This is a genomic window from Streptomyces sp. NPDC024698, from assembly GCF_055559015.1.
In genome coordinates this window covers 189,881-207,993 of sequence record NZ_JBVHLK010000010.1, presented here as the reverse complement: position 1 = coordinate 207,993, position 18,113 = coordinate 189,881, and the positions used below count along the sequence as shown (strand labels likewise).

At 70.6% G+C, this 18,113-nt stretch carries 17 protein-coding genes and 1 pseudogene; 8 read left to right on the top strand and 10 right to left on the bottom strand.

The annotated features are described in order from the left end of the window. Positions 1 to 20: 20 nt before the first annotated feature. Complete coding sequence (locus ACZ4AA_RS23555; RefSeq protein ID WP_467605875.1) at positions 21 to 617, top strand: NADPH-dependent F420 reductase; 597 nt, start codon at positions 21 to 23, stop codon at positions 615 to 617. Positions 618 to 955: 338 nt separating this feature from the next. Next, positions 956 to 1,309, top strand: a complete 354-nt coding sequence (locus ACZ4AA_RS23550) for a PRC-barrel domain-containing protein (protein WP_467605873.1) — start codon at positions 956 to 958, stop codon at positions 1,307 to 1,309. A gap of 107 nt (positions 1,310 to 1,416) precedes the next feature. On the opposite strand, the gene ACZ4AA_RS23545 is transcribed toward ACZ4AA_RS23550, so the two are convergent. The 6 genes from ACZ4AA_RS23545 to ACZ4AA_RS23520 form a co-directional block, all read right to left on the bottom strand. Beyond that, on the bottom strand, positions 1,417 to 2,790 hold the full coding sequence (locus tag ACZ4AA_RS23545) for a PP2C family protein-serine/threonine phosphatase (protein ID WP_467605869.1): 1,374 nt from the start codon (positions 2,788 to 2,790) through the stop codon (positions 1,417 to 1,419). Beyond that, the gene (locus tag ACZ4AA_RS23540) at positions 2,787 to 4,004 is read right to left on the bottom strand and encodes an ATP-binding SpoIIE family protein phosphatase (protein ID WP_467605958.1); all 1,218 of its coding nucleotides are present in this window, start codon (positions 4,002 to 4,004) and stop codon (positions 2,787 to 2,789) included. The genes ACZ4AA_RS23545 and ACZ4AA_RS23540 overlap by 4 nt, the downstream gene beginning before the upstream one ends. After that, the gene (locus tag ACZ4AA_RS23535; RefSeq protein ID WP_467605866.1) at positions 4,001 to 4,414 is read right to left on the bottom strand and encodes an anti-sigma regulatory factor; all 414 of its coding nucleotides are present in this window, start codon (positions 4,412 to 4,414) and stop codon (positions 4,001 to 4,003) included. The genes ACZ4AA_RS23540 and ACZ4AA_RS23535 overlap by 4 nt, the downstream gene beginning before the upstream one ends. After that, positions 4,411 to 4,851: an STAS domain-containing protein gene (locus ACZ4AA_RS23530; protein ID WP_467605864.1), complete on the bottom strand. Its 441-nt coding sequence runs from the start codon at positions 4,849 to 4,851 to the stop codon at positions 4,411 to 4,413. The genes ACZ4AA_RS23535 and ACZ4AA_RS23530 overlap by 4 nt, the downstream gene beginning before the upstream one ends. Beyond that, positions 4,848 to 5,711, bottom strand: coding sequence for an STAS domain-containing protein (locus ACZ4AA_RS23525; protein WP_467605858.1), 864 nt, complete (start codon positions 5,709 to 5,711; stop codon positions 4,848 to 4,850). Before ACZ4AA_RS23525 ends, ACZ4AA_RS23530 begins: the two co-directional genes overlap by 4 nt. 260 nt (positions 5,712 to 5,971) lie before the next feature. Further along, positions 5,972 to 8,746: a lectin gene (locus ACZ4AA_RS23520; protein WP_467605853.1), complete on the bottom strand. Its 2,775-nt coding sequence runs from the start codon at positions 8,744 to 8,746 to the stop codon at positions 5,972 to 5,974. A gap of 398 nt (positions 8,747 to 9,144) precedes the next feature. On the opposite strand from ACZ4AA_RS23520, the gene ACZ4AA_RS23515 reads away from it, so the two are divergent. From ACZ4AA_RS23515 to ACZ4AA_RS23505, 3 genes are all read left to right on the top strand, one after another. Continuing rightward, positions 9,145 to 9,324 carry a DUF6480 family protein gene (locus tag ACZ4AA_RS23515; protein ID WP_467605848.1) on the top strand — a complete coding sequence of 60 codons (180 nt, stop codon included), beginning with the start codon at positions 9,145 to 9,147 and terminating at the stop codon, positions 9,322 to 9,324. Positions 9,325 to 9,707: 383 nt separating this feature from the next. Next, positions 9,708 to 10,403 (top strand): type 1 glutamine amidotransferase domain-containing protein, encoded by a 696-nt coding sequence (locus ACZ4AA_RS23510; protein WP_467605844.1) that lies wholly within the window; start codon positions 9,708 to 9,710, stop codon positions 10,401 to 10,403. Between the two features lie 175 nt (positions 10,404 to 10,578). Further along, the gene (locus ACZ4AA_RS23505) at positions 10,579 to 11,163 is read left to right on the top strand and encodes a TetR/AcrR family transcriptional regulator (protein ID WP_467605841.1); all 585 of its coding nucleotides are present in this window, start codon (positions 10,579 to 10,581) and stop codon (positions 11,161 to 11,163) included. Between the two features lie 212 nt (positions 11,164 to 11,375). On the opposite strand, the gene ACZ4AA_RS23500 is transcribed toward ACZ4AA_RS23505, so the two are convergent. Together ACZ4AA_RS23500 and ACZ4AA_RS23495 are read right to left on the bottom strand one after the other, a co-directional pair. Then, positions 11,376 to 12,149: an SDR family NAD(P)-dependent oxidoreductase gene (locus ACZ4AA_RS23500; RefSeq protein WP_467605837.1), complete on the bottom strand. Its 774-nt coding sequence runs from the start codon at positions 12,147 to 12,149 to the stop codon at positions 11,376 to 11,378. A gap of 195 nt (positions 12,150 to 12,344) precedes the next feature. Further along, positions 12,345 to 12,638, bottom strand: coding sequence for a muconolactone Delta-isomerase family protein (locus tag ACZ4AA_RS23495; protein WP_467605834.1), 294 nt, complete (start codon positions 12,636 to 12,638; stop codon positions 12,345 to 12,347). Positions 12,639 to 12,929: 291 nt separating this feature from the next. Between ACZ4AA_RS23495 and ACZ4AA_RS23490 the strand changes: the two genes are divergently transcribed. Both ACZ4AA_RS23490 and ACZ4AA_RS23485 read left to right on the top strand, forming a co-directional pair. Then, positions 12,930 to 14,606 carry an alpha/beta fold hydrolase gene (locus ACZ4AA_RS23490; RefSeq protein WP_467605830.1) on the top strand — a complete coding sequence of 559 codons (1,677 nt, stop codon included), beginning with the start codon at positions 12,930 to 12,932 and terminating at the stop codon, positions 14,604 to 14,606. Continuing rightward, positions 14,603 to 16,195, top strand: a complete 1,593-nt coding sequence (locus tag ACZ4AA_RS23485; RefSeq protein ID WP_467605828.1) for an alpha/beta fold hydrolase — start codon at positions 14,603 to 14,605, stop codon at positions 16,193 to 16,195. The genes ACZ4AA_RS23490 and ACZ4AA_RS23485 overlap by 4 nt, the downstream gene beginning before the upstream one ends. Before the next feature lie 309 nt (positions 16,196 to 16,504). On the opposite strand, the gene ACZ4AA_RS23480 is transcribed toward ACZ4AA_RS23485, so the two are convergent. Continuing rightward, positions 16,505 to 17,020, bottom strand: a complete 516-nt coding sequence (locus ACZ4AA_RS23480) for an AMIN-like domain-containing (lipo)protein (RefSeq protein WP_467605825.1) — start codon at positions 17,018 to 17,020, stop codon at positions 16,505 to 16,507. A gap of 240 nt (positions 17,021 to 17,260) precedes the next feature. Here ACZ4AA_RS23480 and ACZ4AA_RS23475 point away from each other — a divergent pair, with 240 nt between their 5' ends. Continuing rightward, the gene (locus ACZ4AA_RS23475; RefSeq protein ID WP_467605821.1) at positions 17,261 to 17,680 is read left to right on the top strand and encodes a VOC family protein; all 420 of its coding nucleotides are present in this window, start codon (positions 17,261 to 17,263) and stop codon (positions 17,678 to 17,680) included. 47 nt (positions 17,681 to 17,727) lie between these two features. Here ACZ4AA_RS23475 and ACZ4AA_RS23470 read toward each other — a convergent pair. Then, positions 17,728 to 18,059, bottom strand: a pseudogene (locus ACZ4AA_RS23470) (cupin domain-containing protein); the annotation flags it as partial. Positions 18,060 to 18,113 lie beyond the last annotated feature (54 nt).

Here is an 18,113-nt window from a genome sequence, read left to right as displayed (position 1 = left end):
CACGGAAGGACCAGATCATCATGACCACGATCGCAGTTCTCGGAAACGGCCGTGTCGGCGGCAACCTGGCCGCGGCGCTCACCCGGGCAGGACATGAGGTGACCGTGGCGGACCGCGCTCCGGGCGCCGCGGCCGCCGCCGCCCGGACGGCCCGGATCGTCATCAACGCCACTCCGGGTGCCGGTTCGCTGGAGCGGCTCGTCGCCCTGCGCGAGGAGCTGCGCGGCACGATCCTCGTCGACGTGTCCAACGCCACCGTCGACGGACCGGACGGGCTCCCCGCCGACCTGATCTACCCCGGCTCCAGCCTCGCCGAACACCTCCAGGTCGCGCTCCCCGAGACGCACGTCGTCAAGACGCTCAACACCATGCTCTTCCCGGTGATGACCGAGCCGGCCCTGCTCACCCAGGCTCCCGACGCCTTCCTCTCCGGCGAGGACCCGGAGGCGAAGCAGACCGTCCGCGACCTGCTCGTCGACCTCGGCTGGCACAAGGAGTGGATCACCGACCTCGGCGGGATACGGACCGCCCGCGCCACGGAGGCCGCGATCCTGTTCGTACCGCACGTGATCCGTTCCAGCGGATTCGCACCCTTCGCGATCTCGATCGCCCGCTGATCCGCAGGCGGTTCACCGCCCTGGCGGTCCGGATCGGCCGGGTGGAATCGAATTCCTGACTGGCCTCCCCCTTTTCCTTACCCCGTGTCTCCCCCTTTTCCCTTTTCAAACCGGGCGATACAGAAAAGCCTTTGGGCACTCATGGATCTCCGGCTGAAAAGCACGGCCCGCCGTCACATGTTTCCGGCCGTAGACGGATTTCCACGTGAGCAGAATGTGTGAGGCCTCAAGGCCTGGGAACCAGGCTTATCGAAGAAACGCCATCGCATTCGATGACGCCTCAACAGCAGCCGCGGTCGGACCGCGGGCTGCGACGCATTTCGATGAAGGAGTCTTTTATGAGTGACGGCATCTGGGGCTACCAGCCGACCACCGGCTACATCGCGGGCACCGACCTGATCGGATTCAAGGTCGAGGCCACCGACGGTGGTATCGGAAAGGTCGACAAGCACTCGGACGAGGTCGACTCCTCCTATCTCGTCGTCGACACCGGCGTATGGATCTTCGGCAAGCATGTCCTGCTTCCCGCCGGCACCGTGCAGTCGGTCGACCAGGACGAGCGGAAGGTCTACGTCGCGCTCACCAAGGACCAGATCAAGAACTCCCCCGAGTTCGTCCAGGACAAGGACCTCGGCGACGCCGACTATCACGAGCGGCTCGGCGGCTACTACACCGGTCTGCGCACGATCTGAGCTCACGGCACAGCACGAGGGCGGGCGGCGAACAGAGGAGAAATCTGTTCGCCGCCCGCCCTCGTGCTGTCCGCGGACGACCGGTCTGCCGACCGGGCATCGGGTGGTCAGTCGGGTCCGGACTCCGGTGGCCGGGGCGGATGGAGGCGGGCGGCGAAGACGATGATGTCGTCGTCGGGGTCCTCTCCGAAGGCCTCCACCAGGTGAGCGCACAGGGCCTCCGGTTCCCCGGGCCCTTCGGCCACGACGGCGCTCAGAGTGTCGAGGCGCTCGTTGAGTTCGGTGTCGCGGGTCTCGATGAGCCCGTCGGTGATCATGACGAGCCGGCTGCCCGGTTCGACGCGATGGCTGACGGCCATGGGCTGCGGCAGGCCCAGCCCCAGGAGCGGGCCGTGTTCCCTCAGATACCGGGGCACCCCGTCGGGCCCCAGGAGCAGCGGTGGCAGGTGGCCGGCGTTGGCGACGTGCAGGCGCGCGTGGTCGGCGTCGACCAGGACGATGCACACGGTGGCCGTCCACCCCGGCTGGTGCAGCCCGAGGAGGTGGTCCAGGTGCTGGAGCAGGATGTGCGGGGCAAGGTTCTGCGCCGCGTAGGCCCGCAGGGCGTGGCGGAGTTCGCCCATGACCATGGCGGCCTGGAGGGAGTGGCCCACGACGTCCCCGACGGCAAGGAGCAGCCCCTGCGGGGTGGTGACGGCTTCGTAGAAGTCACCACCGATCTCGGCCGCGGTGGCGGCGGGGAGGTAGCGCACCGCGAGTTCCGCGCCGGGGCTCTGGGGCAGGTGAGCGGGCAGGAACGTCCGTTGGAGGGCCAGGGCGAGTTCGTGCTCCTCACCGAAGCGTTCCACGACGTCCTTGTGCTCGACGGTCAGTTCCGCGTAGAGGGCCATCACCCCGGCGTTGGTATCGGTCAGTTCCTCGTTGAGGCGTTCCAGTTCGTCGCGTTGGGCGTGGGCTTCCTGGAGTGCGTTGATCAGGTCGCGGGACTGTGCCTGAAGGTCGTCGATGGCGCTGGCGGGACCGTCCGACTCCAGGAGGGCGAGGACGTGTTCCACCGTCAGGTCCCGGGCGGCGAGCTCGGGGATGGGGCAGACGATCTCTATCCGGCCACCGTCCGAGAGGGCCTGGTGGTCGAGGGCCGGCTCGTAGCGGGTCTGCGGAAGCAGCCGGGTGACGGCGGTCAGCGACTCGCTGCCCGGGACGCGGTCGTCGCGCCATTGCAGATGAGTGCGGAGCGTGGCCGGCTCGCGCTGGAGACTGAACACGGCCGTCATCGCGGAAGGGCGCAGCAGGTCGCGTCCCAGCTCACTCAGCGCGGTGGCCAGGCGTACCTGATCACGGTCGTCCAGGCCGACGGCCGAAGCGATGGTCTTGGCGTGGCGGCGCAGGGTGAAGATGTCGTGTTCGGTGCTGAGCGGTGTCACCAGCAGGGCGCTGGCGCCGGCGGTGTACGGATGGGTGCGCGGGGCGGGTATGTTCACCGTGCCGCCTTGGCGATCACCGCGCTGGCGTCGTCCCGGCGGGTTCCCGCCTGGCGCATCAGCGCGGCGGCGATCAGGGCGGGCGGGTGGTGCAGCAGGCCCGCCAGGTCGCTCTGGGCCCAGCGTTCGCTGAGTCCGTCGGAATGCATCACCAGGATCCCGTGTCGGGGCAAGTGGTGCTCGTAGGTGCGCAGTTGGTGTATCTGGTGACCGGCGATGCCCGGATGGGACAGCAACGTGCTGCGGCTGGTGCTGGTGACCAGGGCGGCGGTGATGTTCCCGACGCCGCAGAACAGCAGTCGGCCGTCCGGCTCCAGACGGGCGATGGCCACCGCCGCGCCGCGGGTTCCGCGCAGAGCGCGGTGCACCTGCTCCATGGCCGCTTCCGGAGTGCGGGCGGTTCCCGTCCTGAAGGCGTGCATGGCCGCCTGGGCAGCCACGGCGGCCATGGGTCCATGGCCCAGCCCGTCACAGGACATGATCAGCACGCCGGTGCCCGGTCCGGCGACGGCGGCGCGCACCGCCGTGGGACGACCCGAGCGGCCTGGGCGCGCGAGGGAGCCCCGATCAGAGGGTGCGTGCAGCAGGCGTGAGGACGGGCGGACGCCGGTCAGGGCGGACCAGCCGGCGGGGCCGGACGGATCGGGACGAGCCGCCTTCTCGGTGTGCGAGACGGGTGGCTCCTCGCCGGTGTCCGTGCGGGCGGCCCACGCGTCGCCGCAGACCTGCTCGCCGCCGATCGGCCGGGTGATGCCTCCCACGGCGGGCTCTCCGGCTACCGAGGGGTGTGCGGGACGCGGCCAGAAACGAGCGAGTTGTACGGTTCCCAGGCCGGGCTGGGAGTGGATGTGGAAGGAGTCGGCCAGGCGTCGGACCGCGCCGAGGCCGATGCCGAGGGTGCCGGCGGTCGACATGCCGTCCGCGAGAGCCGCCGGGACGTCGGCGATTCCCGGGCCGCCGTCCACGGCCAGCACTTCCACCCCCGCGGTGGCTTCGTTGCGCACCACGCGCAGGAGCAAAGAGCCGTCGACGGCGTGCTTGGCGATGTTGCCTGCCAGTTCGGCCACTGCCAGCACGAGCTGGGAACTGCGCTGCTCCCCCAGGCCGATACGCCGGCCCAGGGCGGCGGCGACGCCACGGGCGGCTTCCGGCTGATCGCGGAACCAGGCCACGTCCTCGCAGTCCATCAACATCGCCGCGTCCGTGCCCGTCATCGCGACCACTTGGTGACGGTCACCGTGGTCCCCTGTCCGGGGGCGGTCTCCAGGACGAAGTCGTCGACCAGTCGTTTGGAGCCGGACAGACCGAGGCCCATGCCGGCGCCCGAGGTCCAGCCGTCGGTCAGGGCCAGATCCACGTCAGGGATGCCGGGTCCCCGGTCGCTGAAGACCAGGCGCACGCCGCGCCGGCCGCGTTCCTCCACCAGGCCTCCGGTCATGGTGCCGCCGCCGCCGTGGATGAGGGTGTTGCGGGCCAGCTCACTCGCGGCGGTGATCAGCTTGGTCTGCTCGACCAGGGAGAAGCGGCACTCCTGCGCCAGGGCCCGCACCCGCTGGCGGGCCTGCACCACGCCGGCGTTGGCCGTGATCTCCAGCGTCTCCGAGGCGCTGGAGGCGCCGTTCACAGGCCTGCCGCAACATCCGGCACGGCGCCGTCGGCGCCGTGACCGGCCGCGGAGTCGGGTTCCGCCGTCCCGAGGGACTGGGCGCGGGCCTGTTCCAGCAGCCGCAGTCCCTTGTCCAGGGACAGTGCGGTCCGTACGCCGCCGAGGGACAGCCCGAGCTCGACCAGGGTGATGGCGACGGCGGGACGCATACCCACCACGACGGTCTGCGCGTCCAGGAGACGCGAGATGGACGCGATGGTGGCCAGCATCCGGCCCACGAAGGAGTCGACTATGTCCACCGCGGTGATGTCGATGACCACTCCGTGGGCGCCCGTCTCGACGACCTTGGCCGCCAGGTCGTCCTGAAGGAGCATCACCGACTGGTCGTCCAGGTCCGTCTGGATCGACACCAGCAGCACCTGCCCGATCTGGAGAATGGGAACACGCTCGGTCACCGAGCACCGGCCTGGGGCGCCGTGCGGGAGAACGTGACACCGGAGCGGCGCAGCGCGTGCCGCAGGGCATCGGCCAAGGTGGCCTTGGTGACGATGTCACCGAAGTTGATCCCCAGTGCCACGATCGTCTGCGCGATCTGCGGACGGATTCCGGAGATCGTGCACTCGGCGCCCATCAGCCGGGCCGCCACCACGGTCTTCAGCAGGTGCTGGGCGACCTCGGTGTCCACCGCGGGCACACCGGTGATGTCGATGATGGCCTGCTCGGCCCCCGTGTCGATCAAGGCCTGGAGCATCTTCTCCATCACGACCATCGTGCGCGCCGAGTCCAGGGTTCCGACCAGCGGAACACCGATCACCCCGTCCCACAGCTTCACGACCGGTGTGGACAGCTCCAGCAGCTGCTCGGCCTGCGCCGATATCAGCTCCTCGCGGGTACGGGTGTAGATCTCGATCGTGAACAGGCCCAGGGTGTCCAGCAGTGCGGAGAACTTCAGGTACGCCTGGAGGTCGCCGTCGGCGCCGGACAGGGCCGGCTCCAGGACCTCCTTGAGAGCGAGGACGCTCACCGCGGTCTCGGTGGGAGTGAAGCCCTGGTGGGCGCGGTTGCGCGACAGTTCGGTCAGGAGCGCGCGGACCTCGCCGAACGACTCCCCGCGCCCGTCAAGACTGCCTTCGGTGAGGGCGGCCACCAGCGCCGTGTAGATCTCCTTCAGCTCCCGTTGCACCTCGGCGCGGCTCACCCGCCCGCCCAGGGATCCGGCGACCTTGTCCGACCACTCGACACCGAGGTCTTCCCCTCGGACCGTCAGCAAGTCGACCAGACGATCTGAAACGCTGTCACCAGCCACGGAGCACATCCTTCTCGGCAGGAGGCCAGGCGGCCTGCTCGGAACCCTAGGTCATCCGAGTGATCCGCGGGCCGGGTACCGAAACCGTGACCTCCGACACTTCAGAAGCCCGCGCCGGACACGGCACGGCCTGGCGCACCAGCCACGGCCTGGCGTAGCAGCCGTCGACACAGCCGCACGGCGGCCTACCTGGTGCGTGCCCGTGGGCCCCGGCCGAGGAGCCGGGGCCCACGGGCATCACGCGCCGCGCCGCCGGGAGTACCGGTGGATCAGCTCGGCAGCTTCCAGTTCTGGGCCGCCGAGCCGTTGCAGGTGTAGATCTGGAGTTGGGTGCCGGTCGTCGTCGTGGAGTTGGGGTCGTCGAGGCACAGTTTCGACTGAGGGTTGACCAGCGATCCGTTGGCGCCCGTGGTCCATTGCTGGGCGCCGGTGCCGTTGCACGTCCACAGCTGGACGAGCGTGCCGTTGGTGGTCCCGCTGTGGTCCACGTCCAGGCACTTGCCGAGGCTGCGGACGGTCCCGTCACCGGCGACGGTCCAGTCCTGGGCGTACGTGCTGTTGCAGGTCCAGAGCTGGACGTGGGTGCCGTCGGTGGTGGAGGAACTCGCCACGTCGGCGCACAGGTTGGCCGCCACCGCGGAGGTGACGGGACCTGTACGGGCCAGGGCGGGGGCCGTCGTGTCACCGGCGTAGGAGGGCGGGGCCGAGGACGCGGCCGTGGCCCAGGACGTGTTGGCGCCGGTGCCGAGCGTGTAGTTGAGGGTGCCGCCCGAGGTGATGGCCGAGGCGGGGGCGTAGGCGTTGTTCCAGGAGCTGCCGTTCCAGGTCGCGGACTGGACGTAGGGGGCGTTGTCGGCGGCGCCGGCGCCGTTGATCGTCAGGGTGGCGCCCGACGGGAGCGTGACCACGGCCTGGGTGAACAGGGGTGAGCCCAGGGCCAGGTCGGAGGTGCCCGGGGTCTCGGGGAACATGCCGAGTGCCGACCACACGTACCACGCGCTCATCGCGCCGAGGTCGTCGTTGCCGTCGGCCAGCCCACCGGGCGTGTTCGACCAGATCTGGTCCTGGATCGCCCGCACGGTCCCCTGCGTCTTGTAGGGCTGCCCGATGTAGTCGTACTCCCAGGGCAGTTCGATGCTGGGTTCGTTGCCGACCCACGCATAGCCCTTGTCCCCCGTGTAGCTGCGCAGCACGGTGTCCAGGTAGTGGCTCATCGCCGTGTTGCCGCCCTTGGCGCGCGTCAGGCCGCCGAGGTTGAACGGAACCATCCCGGTGTAGATCCAGGAGTCGGCCTCGACCATGTCGGTGCCGCTGGTGGGATCGAAGCCGCCGGTCCAGGAGCCGCCGGCGTTGCGGGGCTCGACGAAGCCGGAGGCCGGGTTGAGAACGTTGCGCCAGCCCTGGGCGCGGTTGGCGTACGTCTTCTGGTCGGCGGAGTCGCCGAGTGACCCGGCCAGGGCGGAGAGCGCGAAGTCGGCGGTGTTGTACTCCAGCGTCGTGGCCACGGGGCCGTAGAAGTTGCAGCAGCCGTAACTGCCGTCGTGCGGCATGTAGCCGGGAGAGTTGAGGTAGTTGAGGCCCGGCCGGTCGTTGTTGGCGGTGCTCGCCTGTTTGATCATGTCGGCGAGTGCGGTCGCCGTGTCGAAGTTCCTGGCGCCGAAGGCGTAGTAGTCGGCGAGGATGGCGTCCGCCGGGTCGCCCACCATGACGTAGGACTCACCGTTGTTCTCCGACCACTTGGGGAAGATCCCGGTCTGCGCGTAGTCGTCGACCATCGACTGCGCGGTGTCCGAGGCGACCTGGGGAGCGACCAGGGCTTCGAGCTGGGCCTGCGAACGGTAGATGTCCCACCCGGAGTAGTTGGCGTACACCGCCTGATGCCCTGAGTCCACGGTGTGGGTCTTGCCGTCGAAGCCGTAGTACTGGCCGTTGGTGTCGCTGATCACGTTCGGGTGCAGCAGTGAGTGGTAGAGCGCGGTGTAGAAGATCTGCTGCTGCGCGGTCGTCCCGCCGGCGATCTGGATCTTGCCGAGCGTGCTGTTCCAGGCGTTCTGCGCGGCGCTGCGGGTCGCGTTGAAGTCCCACCCGGTGTTCTCCGCGGCCCGGTTGGCCGTCGCGTTCGCCACCGAGACGTAGGAGATGCCGACCTTGGCCTGCACCACCGGGTTGCCGGTGGTGTTGAAGGTGACGTAGCCGTTCGAGGCGGCGGCGTTCGGCGAGGCGCTGTCCTTGGCGGCCTTCGGTGTCGCGGCGGCGGGCATCTTGCCGTGCAGTACCGGCTTGTTGGGCTTCTCGGCCGCGTTCTTGGACGCCGTGCCGGGCCGTGCGGGCTTGGCGGCCGGCGTCTTGGCGATCGAGGTGCCCTGGGAGGCGAACGGCTGGTCGAAGACCATGTCGAAGTACACCGTGTACGTGTTCCCCGCGCCGCAGAAGTGCCCGCTGGTGACCTGGCCGCTCACCTCGGTGCTCGACACCTTGGTGAACTGCGTCGAGGAGGCGCTGTTCTGACTGTCCGTCAATTTGAAGATCAGGTTGGACTGGGTACTGGACGGGAAGGTGAAGCGCGCCATCCCGCTGCGTGTCGTCGTGGTCAGTTCGGTGGTCACCTGGTTGTTGAGGGCGACCTTGTACGACCCCGCCGTGGCCGACTCGTTGGCGTGCGAGAACGCGTCCGTCGCGCCGGTGTTCACGGCGCCGACCGTGGGCAGCACCGGTACGTCGCCGGCCGCGCCGCAGCCGGGCCCGGCGATGTGAGTGAGGCTGAAGCCGGTGATGGACGAGTCGTTGTACTCGTAACCGCCGCCGTCGGGGCGCGAGGGGGTGTCCGGGCTCCACTGCACCATGCCGAACGGCACGTCGGCGCCGGGGAAGTCGTCGGCCTGGTTCGAGGTGCCGATGAAGGGGTTGACCACGGTGGCGGGCGACGCGACGAGCGCCGCCTTTCCGGCAGCCCACGCGGGTGCGCACAGCCCGGCGGCAGCCAGTGCCGCAGCCGCGAGCAAGCCGATCGCGGCCCTTCCCGGTGGTCTCGACAGTCGTGTCATCACGGGGGGTTTCTCCTCTACTCGGGAGCGGGAGTCGAAGCTGACTGACAACGTTGTCTTCCTGGTGGAACACGGCACTTGATCAGTCGGTCGGGGATCGACAACGTTGTCGCGTCGTCGAGACAGGGCGCCCGGCGATACGTACGCGAGGGCGGGACCCCTGGGCCGCGAGCACCTGGGGGCACGGACGAGAACTGCCCGTGAAGCTAGCCACAAGGCAGGGTCATGTCAACGATTCACGCAAAGGGCCGGTCTCCGGTTCGCGCCTCATCCGCCGAGGGCCCTGCGCCGTGGATTCGGTGCCGCACGACGTCGGGTGGCGTCGTCCCCGTCCGCGAGCGAGCGGCGCGGGCTCGTGCGAAGATGCGCCGCCCGCCGTTCGGACGGACCGTTGAGACATGACACATCCACTCGTACCCCCCGGTGAGACGCCGCCCGTCGAGGGCTCCATCGCGGAAGCGCATCAGGAGCGGCCCGACGGCGGCATCTGGGAACACCCCTATCTGTGGCTCACGTTCATCGTCGTGGGCTCGGTGATCGTCGCCGGCTACTTCGTGGCCAGGATCAGCGGATTCTGAACCCGCCGACCCGCTCCGCGCCCTCCAACGGGCCTTCATCGGAGCCCTGTTGGTCGCCTGCTCCCCCATTGCCCGCCGCGCCACCGGGTGCGGCGAGCGCGGATCGACATCCCGGGGTCTTGGATCGCCTGGCGCTCGGAGACCGCGACCGCCCGGCGCCGGAACGAGTCGCCCCCTCCGACGAAGCCGTCGGTACTCCTACGGATTCCGATCCGCCGCACGGACCGGCCGACGCGACCTCGTACACCGCGTGACCGCTGTCCGCCCGCATGCGCCGATCCCGCCCCGTCCCTAGGCTGGAACGCGCCGGGCCGGATACGCATGCCCCGAGCGCCGCGAACGCCACCGCGACGAACCGACCGGGGCCAAGGAGGCGAAAAGCAATGGCGAAAGTGCTCTTCATCATGACGGGTGCGACGTACTGGGTGCTCAAGGACGGCACCCGGTACCCGACCGGCTACTGGGCCGAGGAATTCGCCATGCCATTCAAGTCCATCACGGAGTCCGGGCACGAGGTCGTGGTCGCGACTCCGGGCGGCGTGACGCCGACCGTCGACATGATGAGCCTGCGCGCCTCCATGGTCGGCGGCGAGGAGACGGCGCTGGAGCTGGAGGAGATCATCCGTTCCGCGGAAGCGCTGCGCCGGCCGCTGAAGCTGTCGGACGTCCGCCTGGAGGACTACGACGCCGTCTACCTCCCCGGCGGTCACGGCCCGATGTCGGACCTGGCGTACGACGCCGACGCCGGCCGGCTGCTGACGGCCCAGCTCGCCTCGGGCAGGCCACTGGCCATCGTGTGTCACGCCCCCGCAGCCCTGCTGTCCACCCGGATCCAGGGCAGGTCCCCGTTCGCGGGCTATCGCGCCACGGGCTTCACCAACGACGAGGAGACGGCCGTCGGTCTGGCCCCCAAGGCCCCGTGGCTGCTGGAGGACGAGCTGAAGGAGCAGGTCGGCGTCGACTTCAGCCGCGGCCCCGTGTGGGAGCCGTACATGGTCGAGGACCGCAACCTCGTGACCGGGCAGAACCCCCACTCCGCGGCGATCGTCGCGGATCGCCTGCTGGAACTCCTCAAGTAGCGGCCCGAGGCCGTCGCCGCGGGCGTGAACGACGACCGGGCATCCCGGCAGACACCGGAAGCGCTCCCGGCCGCGCGGTGGCGACGCAGGGGTAGCCGGTGGCGTGGGGGCGGGGTGCTGCCGTAACCTCTCAGACGGAACCAGTTCCGTTTACGGCCATGTCCAGGAGGTCCGGTTGACCGGCGACGAGGGCGGCGCGACGCGATCCCGCAGACCCTTGCGGGCCGACGCGCGGCGCAACGAGGACCGACTCCTGGAGGCGGCGGCGGCCGCGTTCGAACGCGACGGCGCGGGGGCCTCGGTCAAGGACATCGCCCGATCCGCCGGTGTGGGCGTCGGCACGCTCTACCGGCGGTTCCCCTCCAAGGAACTGCTGGTCGCGGCGATCTACCGACATGAGGTGCAACGGCTGTGCGAGGCGGCACCGCGTCTCGCGGCGACGCGGCCTCCCCTGGACGCGCTGCGGGCGTGGATGGAGCGATTCATCGACTTCATGGCCGCCAAGGAGGGCATGGCCGACGCGCTGCGCGCGGTGCTGGCCGAGGACGGCGAGAGGCTGGAGACGCGGGCGATGCTCGCCGACGCGATCGCGCGCCTGCTCACGCCGGTCGTGGGCCCGTCGGTGGCCCGCCCGGGGATCGAGGCGCAGGACGTACTCATGGCTCTCGGCGGGATCAGCCTGATGGCGGGCGCCGAGGGACAGCGCGAGTTGGCGACGCGCCTCATCGACCTACTCCTGCACGGCATCGTGAAGGACTGACCCGGTCCGGTTCGCTCCAGTTCGGTCCGGTCCAGTTCGGTCCGGTTCTGTCCGGTCGGCGGAGGCACGAGCGGAATCGCGGGCGACCACCCTCGGCCCCTCACCCAACCACCCTCGGCCTTTCACCCGACCTGATCCCCGGCACCCCCGCACCGCCTCCGCCAGGCCTCCCGCTCCCGAAGGGCCCGCCGGGCGGAGACTCTCGAAGACCGTCACCAGGTCTGGTCGGCGGCGCGTACGAGGATCTCGTTGACGGCGACCCGGCGGTCACGCGTGACGATGTACGAGACGGCGTCGGCGATGTCCTGAGGGCGCAGCAACTCCAGCCCCTCCACCTGCCGCTCGACGGCTTCACGGGCACCGTCGCGAAGGTGCGAACTCAGTTCGGTGTCCACCGTGCCCGGCTCCACCACGCTCACCCGCACCCGTTCCCGCATGAGCTCCTGCCGCAGCGCCTCGGTGAAGCCGATGACGCCGAACTTGGTGAGGTTGTAGACGGCCGTGCCCGGCCGTGCCACCCGGCCCGCCGTGGAACTGATGTTGACCAGGTCCGCCACCCCGCGGGGCGAGGTCTCCGCGGCCCGCAGCAGATGCGGCACCGCCGCGTGGGTCACGTACAGCAGACCCCGTACGTTGATCTCGATCATCCGTTCCCACTCGTCGAGCGGGGAGTCCGCCACCGGGCCGACCCCCATCGTCCCGGCGTTGTTGACCACGGTGTCCAGGCGGCCCAGCTCGGAGACGACGTCCTCGACGGCGCCGGCCGCCTGTCCCTGGTCGGTGATGTCGGCCGCCACCACGCACGCGGTCCCGGCCTTCGCCCGCAGCTCGCCCGCGAGTTGCTCCAGACGCTCGCGCCGTCGCCCGAGAAGGGCCACGGCCGCTCCCTCCGCGGCGAGGGCTCGCGCCGTCGCGGCGCCGATGCCGCTGCTCGCGCCGGTGACGAGGGCCACCGCGCCCTGGAGCGGTCCTGCCGTTCGCGTCATCTCTCTCGCCCTCCGTGCCGTTCCGCCTGTCCGGCCCGCGGCGCAGCGCAGCGCCGACCACATATCCGGAACTGGTTCCGCTTGACACGGTAAGCAGAACTGGTTCCACTTGCAAGCGGGCGTGCTGCGCCCCGCAAGGAGGCCCTGCGTCAACTGGGGCCGGTTGAAAGGCGGTTGCCTCTGCGGGGTGGGGACTCAGACCGTCCGGCCCGGATCGTTGGGGTGCGACTCCAGCGGGGTGATCACCGCCGTCATCCACGGCCACAGAGGCAGGCTCCCGAGAACCTTCTCGCGCAGCTCCGGCTCGTCCTCGGCACGCCACACCCCGATGCTGCGAAGCTCGCCCGCCGGGCGCCACAACCGGAACAACCGCCCCTGCGCGGCCAGTTCCCCGGCCCGTACGGCTTCGGCGGCGCGACGTCGCTCGACCTCCGCCGGATCGGTGCCGTCGGGCACCGCGGTGGTCAGCTCGACCAGGTATTCCTTCATGGCCCACTCCTCCACGGGAACGATCCGACGGGCCCAGGGGGACCGAACGCACCGGGTCCGTGCGGTCACCGCATCCCTCGCGACCCCGGTCCCAGTCTCCACGCCGGCCCCCTCTCCGTCGCGGCGAACCGGGCCGCGGGAAGGCCGGGGGACAGCACCCCGTCCCCGCGGCCGAGGACTGCTCCGAGTGGAGGTCACGAGTGGTGGACCTCCGTCCGCGCGCCCAGGCTGGCCCACGTGGCGCCCGCCCGCAGCACGGCGGTGCCGGGGATGCCGGAGAGACGGGATCGCATGAGGGAACACGGCATCAGAAGGAGCTGTCCGCCGTCCGTTCACGGGGACGACGACAGCAGGACCAGCAGGAGCGCGGGCCGTCATGGATCCGCCCCGGAGCGGACTCCGTACCGCTCCCCATCGCGGCTCGCCCGCACCGCACGCACCCGGGCGGCCGTCGTCGCGGCGGGTGTGGCCTTCCTCGGAGCCCTGGCCCCGGCACCGGGCCACGCCGCGACGACCCCGGGCGGCGGGCCCCGTCCAGGGACACCCGCGCACTTCGTACCGGGTCCCTGCCCGACGACGCCCGAGCCGGTCCCCGGTCGGTGCGGGTTCCTGGAGGTTCCCGAGAACCGCGCCCACCCCGGCGGGCGGACGATCCGGCTGACCGTCGTGATCGTCCCCGCCGTCTCGGCGAAGCCCGCCAAGGACCCCGTGGTGTTCATGACCGGCGGTCCCGGCGGCGACGCCATCGACGACATGCCGTTCCTGATCGGCGCCGGGGTGAACAAGGACCGCGATCTGATCGTCATGGCCCAGCGCGGAACGCTCCACGCCCGGCCGAACCTCGCCTGCCCGGAGATCGACCGCTTCTACGCGGAGGCCGTCGGCCTGCGCTACGACGCGCCGTCGACCGGACGCCGCCTGGTGCGCGCCGCCGACCAGTGCCGGAACCGCCTCACGGCCGCCGGCGTCGACCTGAGCGCCTACAACACCACCGAGAACGCGGCGGACTTCGCCGATCTGCGCGGCGCGCTGGGCATCCGCCGGTGGAACGTCTACGGGTACTCGTACGGCACCGACCTGGCCCTCACCTATCTGCGCCGGCACCCGCAGGGCGTTCGCTCGGTCGCCATCGACTCCGTCGTACCTCCCCAGATCGTCAGCCTGCCGTGGACCTGGGACAGCGCGCAGGAGGGGATCAACACCATTTTCGCGGCCTGCGCGGCCCAACCGCGGTGCAAGAACCGCTATCCCGACCTGTCGCGCACCCTGACCCGGCAAGTGCGGCGGCTGGAGGCGCGTCCCCTGACGGTGATGGCGCAGCCGCCGTCCGGAGGAGCGCCGGTCAAGGTCGTCCTGGACGGAGGCGCGCTCGTCAATCTGCTCGTCGCCAACGCCGTCCCGGCCGTCGATGTCCCCGCCGCGCTCGACGAACTCGCCCACGGCGATCCGGAGCGCTTCGCGCGCGCCCGCGCCGCCGGGGCCACGCCCGTCGTCGGCGAGTTCGCCCACGGTCTCACCCAGTCGGTGGCCTGCGCCGAATGGGTCCCGGGCTACTCGCGCTCCGACCTTCTGACGGCCGGACGGCGCGCCTTCCCCGGCTGGCCGGACTCCGTCCTGGCCCAGGCACCGCAGCTTCCCTTCGAACACGACGTCTGCCGTGTCTGGAACGTCCCGGACCGTACCCCGGTCCAGCGCGTGACGACCGTCAGCAACGTGCCGGCGCTCGTGGTCTCGGGGACCTTCGACGCCAAGACAGGGGCGCGCTGGGGCGCGTACGCGGCACGCACGCTGTTCCGCTCGACCACCGTGCTGATCCCCGGGATCGGTCACTGGGTGGTGCCCCAGTCCCCCTGTGCCCAGGACGTCCTGGCCTCCTTCCTCGCCCGTCCGCACGCGCCCGACACGCGCTGTGTGGCGGGACTGACGCCGAAACCGTTCACGATCACCCCCGTTCTGGAGACCTCATGACGTCCGTCCGCCCACCACGTCCCCGCCGCTCCGTGCGACGGCTGCCCGCCGCCCTGGCCGGAGCCACGGCCGGTCTGCTGTTCGCCGGTCTCACCACGACCCCGGCGGGGGCCGTGCCGGACAGCACCGTGCCACCGGGCACCGCGGCCGGGACAGCCGGTCACTCCCGGTTCGTACCGGGCCCCTGCCCTCGGACCGCCGACCCGGTCCCCGCGCTTGAGGGGGCCCGCTGCGGCTCGCTCACCGTGCCCGAGAACCGCTCCCGGCCCCAAGGGCGAAAGATCACCCTCTCCGTCGCCATCGTGTCCGCCGCCACGCGCGCACACGCGCCCGACCCGATCGTGTGGTTCGCCGGCGGTCCGGGCGACGACGCCGCCTCCGAGGCCCAGCTGGCGATCGACGGCGGTCTGAACCGCGACCGGGACGTCATCTTCATGTCCCAGCGCGGCACCTACTCGGCCGACCCGGTGCTCACCTGCCCGAACATCGACGAGTTCAACGCCCGCGCCCTCGGGCTCGTCTACAACGCGCCCTCCACCGGGCGCCTGCACGTCCGGGCGACCCGGGCCTGCCGCGACAGCCTGACCAGGCGCACCACCGATCTCGCCGCCTACAACAGCATCGAGAGCGCCGCCGACTACGCCGACCTGCGCGTCGCGCTGGGCATCAGGCGGTGGAACGTCTTCGGCATCTCGTACGGCACCGACCTGGCCCTCGCCTACATGCGCACCCACCCGCAGGGGGTCCGGTCCGTGGGCATCGACGGTGTCCTGCCGCCGTCGATCGCCGGAGGCGCCGTGACCTGGAAGGCGGCGCGCGAAGGCTTCGACGGCCTGTTCACGGCGTGCGCCCGGCAGGCCGCCTGCAACCGGCGCTACCCGCACCTGTCGAGGACGTTCGAGGGCCTCGTACGCAAGCTGGAAGCCCACCCGGTCAGCACCATGGTCACCGTTCCCGGTCACACCGGGCCGGTGAAGGTCACGATCGACGGCGGGGTCCTGGTGACCTGGCTGACCTCCGCGACCCACGTGGCGGCGGGAGTGCCCCGGTCCATCGACGAACTGGCCCACGGCAACCCGCAGCGTGTCGCCGAGCAGTGGGCGGGAGGGAAACTGAGCCCGCAGGCCGTCGGGCGGATCGCCCACGGTCTCGCGTTCGGGGTCTTCTGCGGTGAGTGGACACCGTTCGAGAGCGAGGCCGACGTGATCCGGGGAGGCCGCCGCGTGTTCCCCTCGTTCCCCCGCTCGGTTCTGGCCAACGCCCCGCAACTGCCCTTCCTCCACGCCGACTGCCGGGCCTGGGACATCCCCGCCTCGCCGCGCTCGGTACGTGACGTGACGCGCAGCGACATCCCGACGCTCGTCATGTCGGCCGGGTTCGACGCGCAGACGGCGCCGAGCAACGGCCCCTACGCGGCCCGCACCCTGAGCCGCGCCACCACGGTGACCGTCCCGTACGTCGCCCACGTCGCCTTCGCCGAATCACCCTGCGCGCAGTCGATCACGACCTCGTTCTTCGACTCGCCGACGGCACCGGACAAGTCCTGCCTCGCGGGCCTTCAGCCGCCGCGGTTCGAGATCGCGCCCTAAAGGGCTGTCCCGTCATGCCCGGTGGATCAGCGCGCGGCGTCAGATGCGGTGCATCGCAAGGCGGAGGGTCGTCCTCATACCGGGCGTATTCGGGCGATCCGACAACGCGGCTTGGGGGCACCCCCCTGCTCGAAGAGCTTGGGGGAGCCGTAGCTGTCGTCGTGCGCCCGCCGGGGATCACGGGACAGCCCTTAGGGACGGAAACGCGCGTGGCCGAGGCGTCCAGGTGTCCGTGCAGGTCGGTGACGGCCTGTCCGGAGTCGCCGGGCGCCTCGGCCATGTGTGCGCTGCCGTGCTACGGGCGTGGGATCAACCGCACTTGTCGGCGTGGCTGAAGTCCACGACCACGCGCTCGGGGCTGTGCAGCTTGGAGACCTTGTACGTGGGCTTGGTCTGGAAGGCGGTTCCGAAGGAGACGACGCCCTCGAAGTCGCCGGTCAGGGCCAGACCCTTCAGCTTGGTCAGGTTGATCTTCACCAGGCGGGGACCGTGGTAGACCGACTTGCCCGCGCTGTCGTGAGCGACCGCGGGGGACAGCCTGATGGCCAGGAAGTACTTGCCCGCGAGCGGGACCTTCTTCCCGGAGGGGTCGTAGTGAAGGCTGCTGACCCGGGTCACCCCGACGGACGGGGCGCTGCCCTGGACGTCGATGACGAGCCGGTCGTAGGTGCAGTGCCCGCCCCACCGGGCGTTGACGACGCGCGCGGGTGTCGTGGGCGACGCGGTCGCCTTCGACTGGGTGACCGCGGAGGCGGGGATCGTGGCGCCGACGGCGGTGAGAACGACGCCGGCGACTAGGGCTGCGCGGGATGAGTGATGGTGCATGACGCCCCCAGAGGCTCCTGGTGAAGGGGACAGACTATTTCACTGGGGGAGACATGTACGGAGTTCAAATGGTTGCAGTGCCGGAGGCATGTCGTGGCGCGCCGGTTCCGCTCGGCCCCGTCTCCCCCGTGGTCGGCCGGTGCGCCTGGACCGGCACGCGCCGTCCGGCTCGGATGCCCGACCGGCGGTCACACCAGGGCTAGGGTTCATTTCTGTCATTTCGTCACGAAAGGATCTTCCGTGGGCTCTCGTCTCAACCCCTACATCAGCTTCTCCGGTGACGCCAGGCAGGCCTTGACCTTCTATCAGGAGGTCTTCGGCGGTGAACTGGCGATCCACGAGTTCGGCGCCTTCGGTTCCGAGGCACCTCCCGGATTCGCGGACAAGGTCATGCACGGAGCGCTGGAAGCGCCCAACGGCTTCGCCCTCATGGCCGCCGACGTCCCGCCGGGGATGGAACGCCGGCCCGGCAACGACTTCGCGGTGAGCCTGAGCGGCGAGGACGCCGGCGAGCTGAGCGGCTACTGGGCCAAGCTGTCCGCCGGCGGCGAGGTGTCGGTCCCGCTGGAGAAGCAGATGTGGGGCGACACGTTCGGCATGTGCACGGACCGGTTCGGTGTCCAGTGGATGGTCAACATCGCCGGGACGCCTTCGGCCTGACGCCGGCGGCCACGGCCACGGCCACGGCCACGGCCACGGTACGCCGTTCAGGCCGTGGAGCCGGGGCCGGGCGGGATGTGGACGGTCGTGACGAGGCGGCAGGTTCCGGTGCCCGAGCCGCGGTAGGTGTGGGGGCGTCGCCGTCGAACGCGGCAGTCTGCCCGGCTGCCACCGCGTGCTCGGCGCCGTCCACGACGAGCACCATCCGTCCGGCGGTGACGCTGACGGTCTCCACGACACCTGCCTGATGCGGATGACCGGGCTACTCCTCGCCCGGTTCCAGCCTCCGGCGCCAGACCTCGACCGGAGCCGGCCCGGTCGTGGTCAGCGTGAGCCGTGCCTCGCCGCCCTTCTCCCCCGCCCACAAGGGCGTGACGGCAGGGGATGTACGCCGAGCGGATCCACCGCGGGCAGCTGATCGGGCGCCTGGACC

What these genes read in the sequence shown, in the direction of transcription:
- ACZ4AA_RS23555 (WP_467605875.1), top strand. Translation starts at nt 21, where the DNA reads ATGACCACGATCGCAGTTCTCGGAAACGGCCGTGTCGGCGGCAACCTG.
- ACZ4AA_RS23550 (WP_467605873.1), top strand. Translation starts at nt 956, where the DNA reads ATGAGTGACGGCATCTGGGGCTACCAGCCGACCACCGGCTACATCGCG.
- ACZ4AA_RS23540 (WP_467605958.1), bottom strand. Translation starts at nt 4,004, where the DNA reads ATGACGGGCACGGACGCGGCGATGTTGATGGACTGCGAGGACGTGGCC.
- ACZ4AA_RS23525 (WP_467605858.1), bottom strand. Translation starts at nt 5,711, where the DNA reads ATGTGCTCCGTGGCTGGTGACAGCGTTTCAGATCGTCTGGTCGACTTG.
- ACZ4AA_RS23520 (WP_467605853.1), bottom strand. Translation starts at nt 8,746, where the DNA reads ATGACACGACTGTCGAGACCACCGGGAAGGGCCGCGATCGGCTTGCTC.
- ACZ4AA_RS23515 (WP_467605848.1), top strand. Translation starts at nt 9,145, where the DNA reads ATGACACATCCACTCGTACCCCCCGGTGAGACGCCGCCCGTCGAGGGC.
- ACZ4AA_RS23510 (WP_467605844.1), top strand. Translation starts at nt 9,708, where the DNA reads ATGGCGAAAGTGCTCTTCATCATGACGGGTGCGACGTACTGGGTGCTC.
- ACZ4AA_RS23500 (WP_467605837.1), bottom strand. Translation starts at nt 12,149, where the DNA reads ATGACGCGAACGGCAGGACCGCTCCAGGGCGCGGTGGCCCTCGTCACC.
- ACZ4AA_RS23495 (WP_467605834.1), bottom strand. Translation starts at nt 12,638, where the DNA reads ATGAAGGAATACCTGGTCGAGCTGACCACCGCGGTGCCCGACGGCACC.
- ACZ4AA_RS23490 (WP_467605830.1), top strand. Translation starts at nt 12,930, where the DNA reads ATGAGGGAACACGGCATCAGAAGGAGCTGTCCGCCGTCCGTTCACGGG.
- ACZ4AA_RS23485 (WP_467605828.1), top strand. Translation starts at nt 14,603, where the DNA reads ATGACGTCCGTCCGCCCACCACGTCCCCGCCGCTCCGTGCGACGGCTG.
- ACZ4AA_RS23480 (WP_467605825.1), bottom strand. Translation starts at nt 17,020, where the DNA reads ATGCACCATCACTCATCCCGCGCAGCCCTAGTCGCCGGCGTCGTTCTC.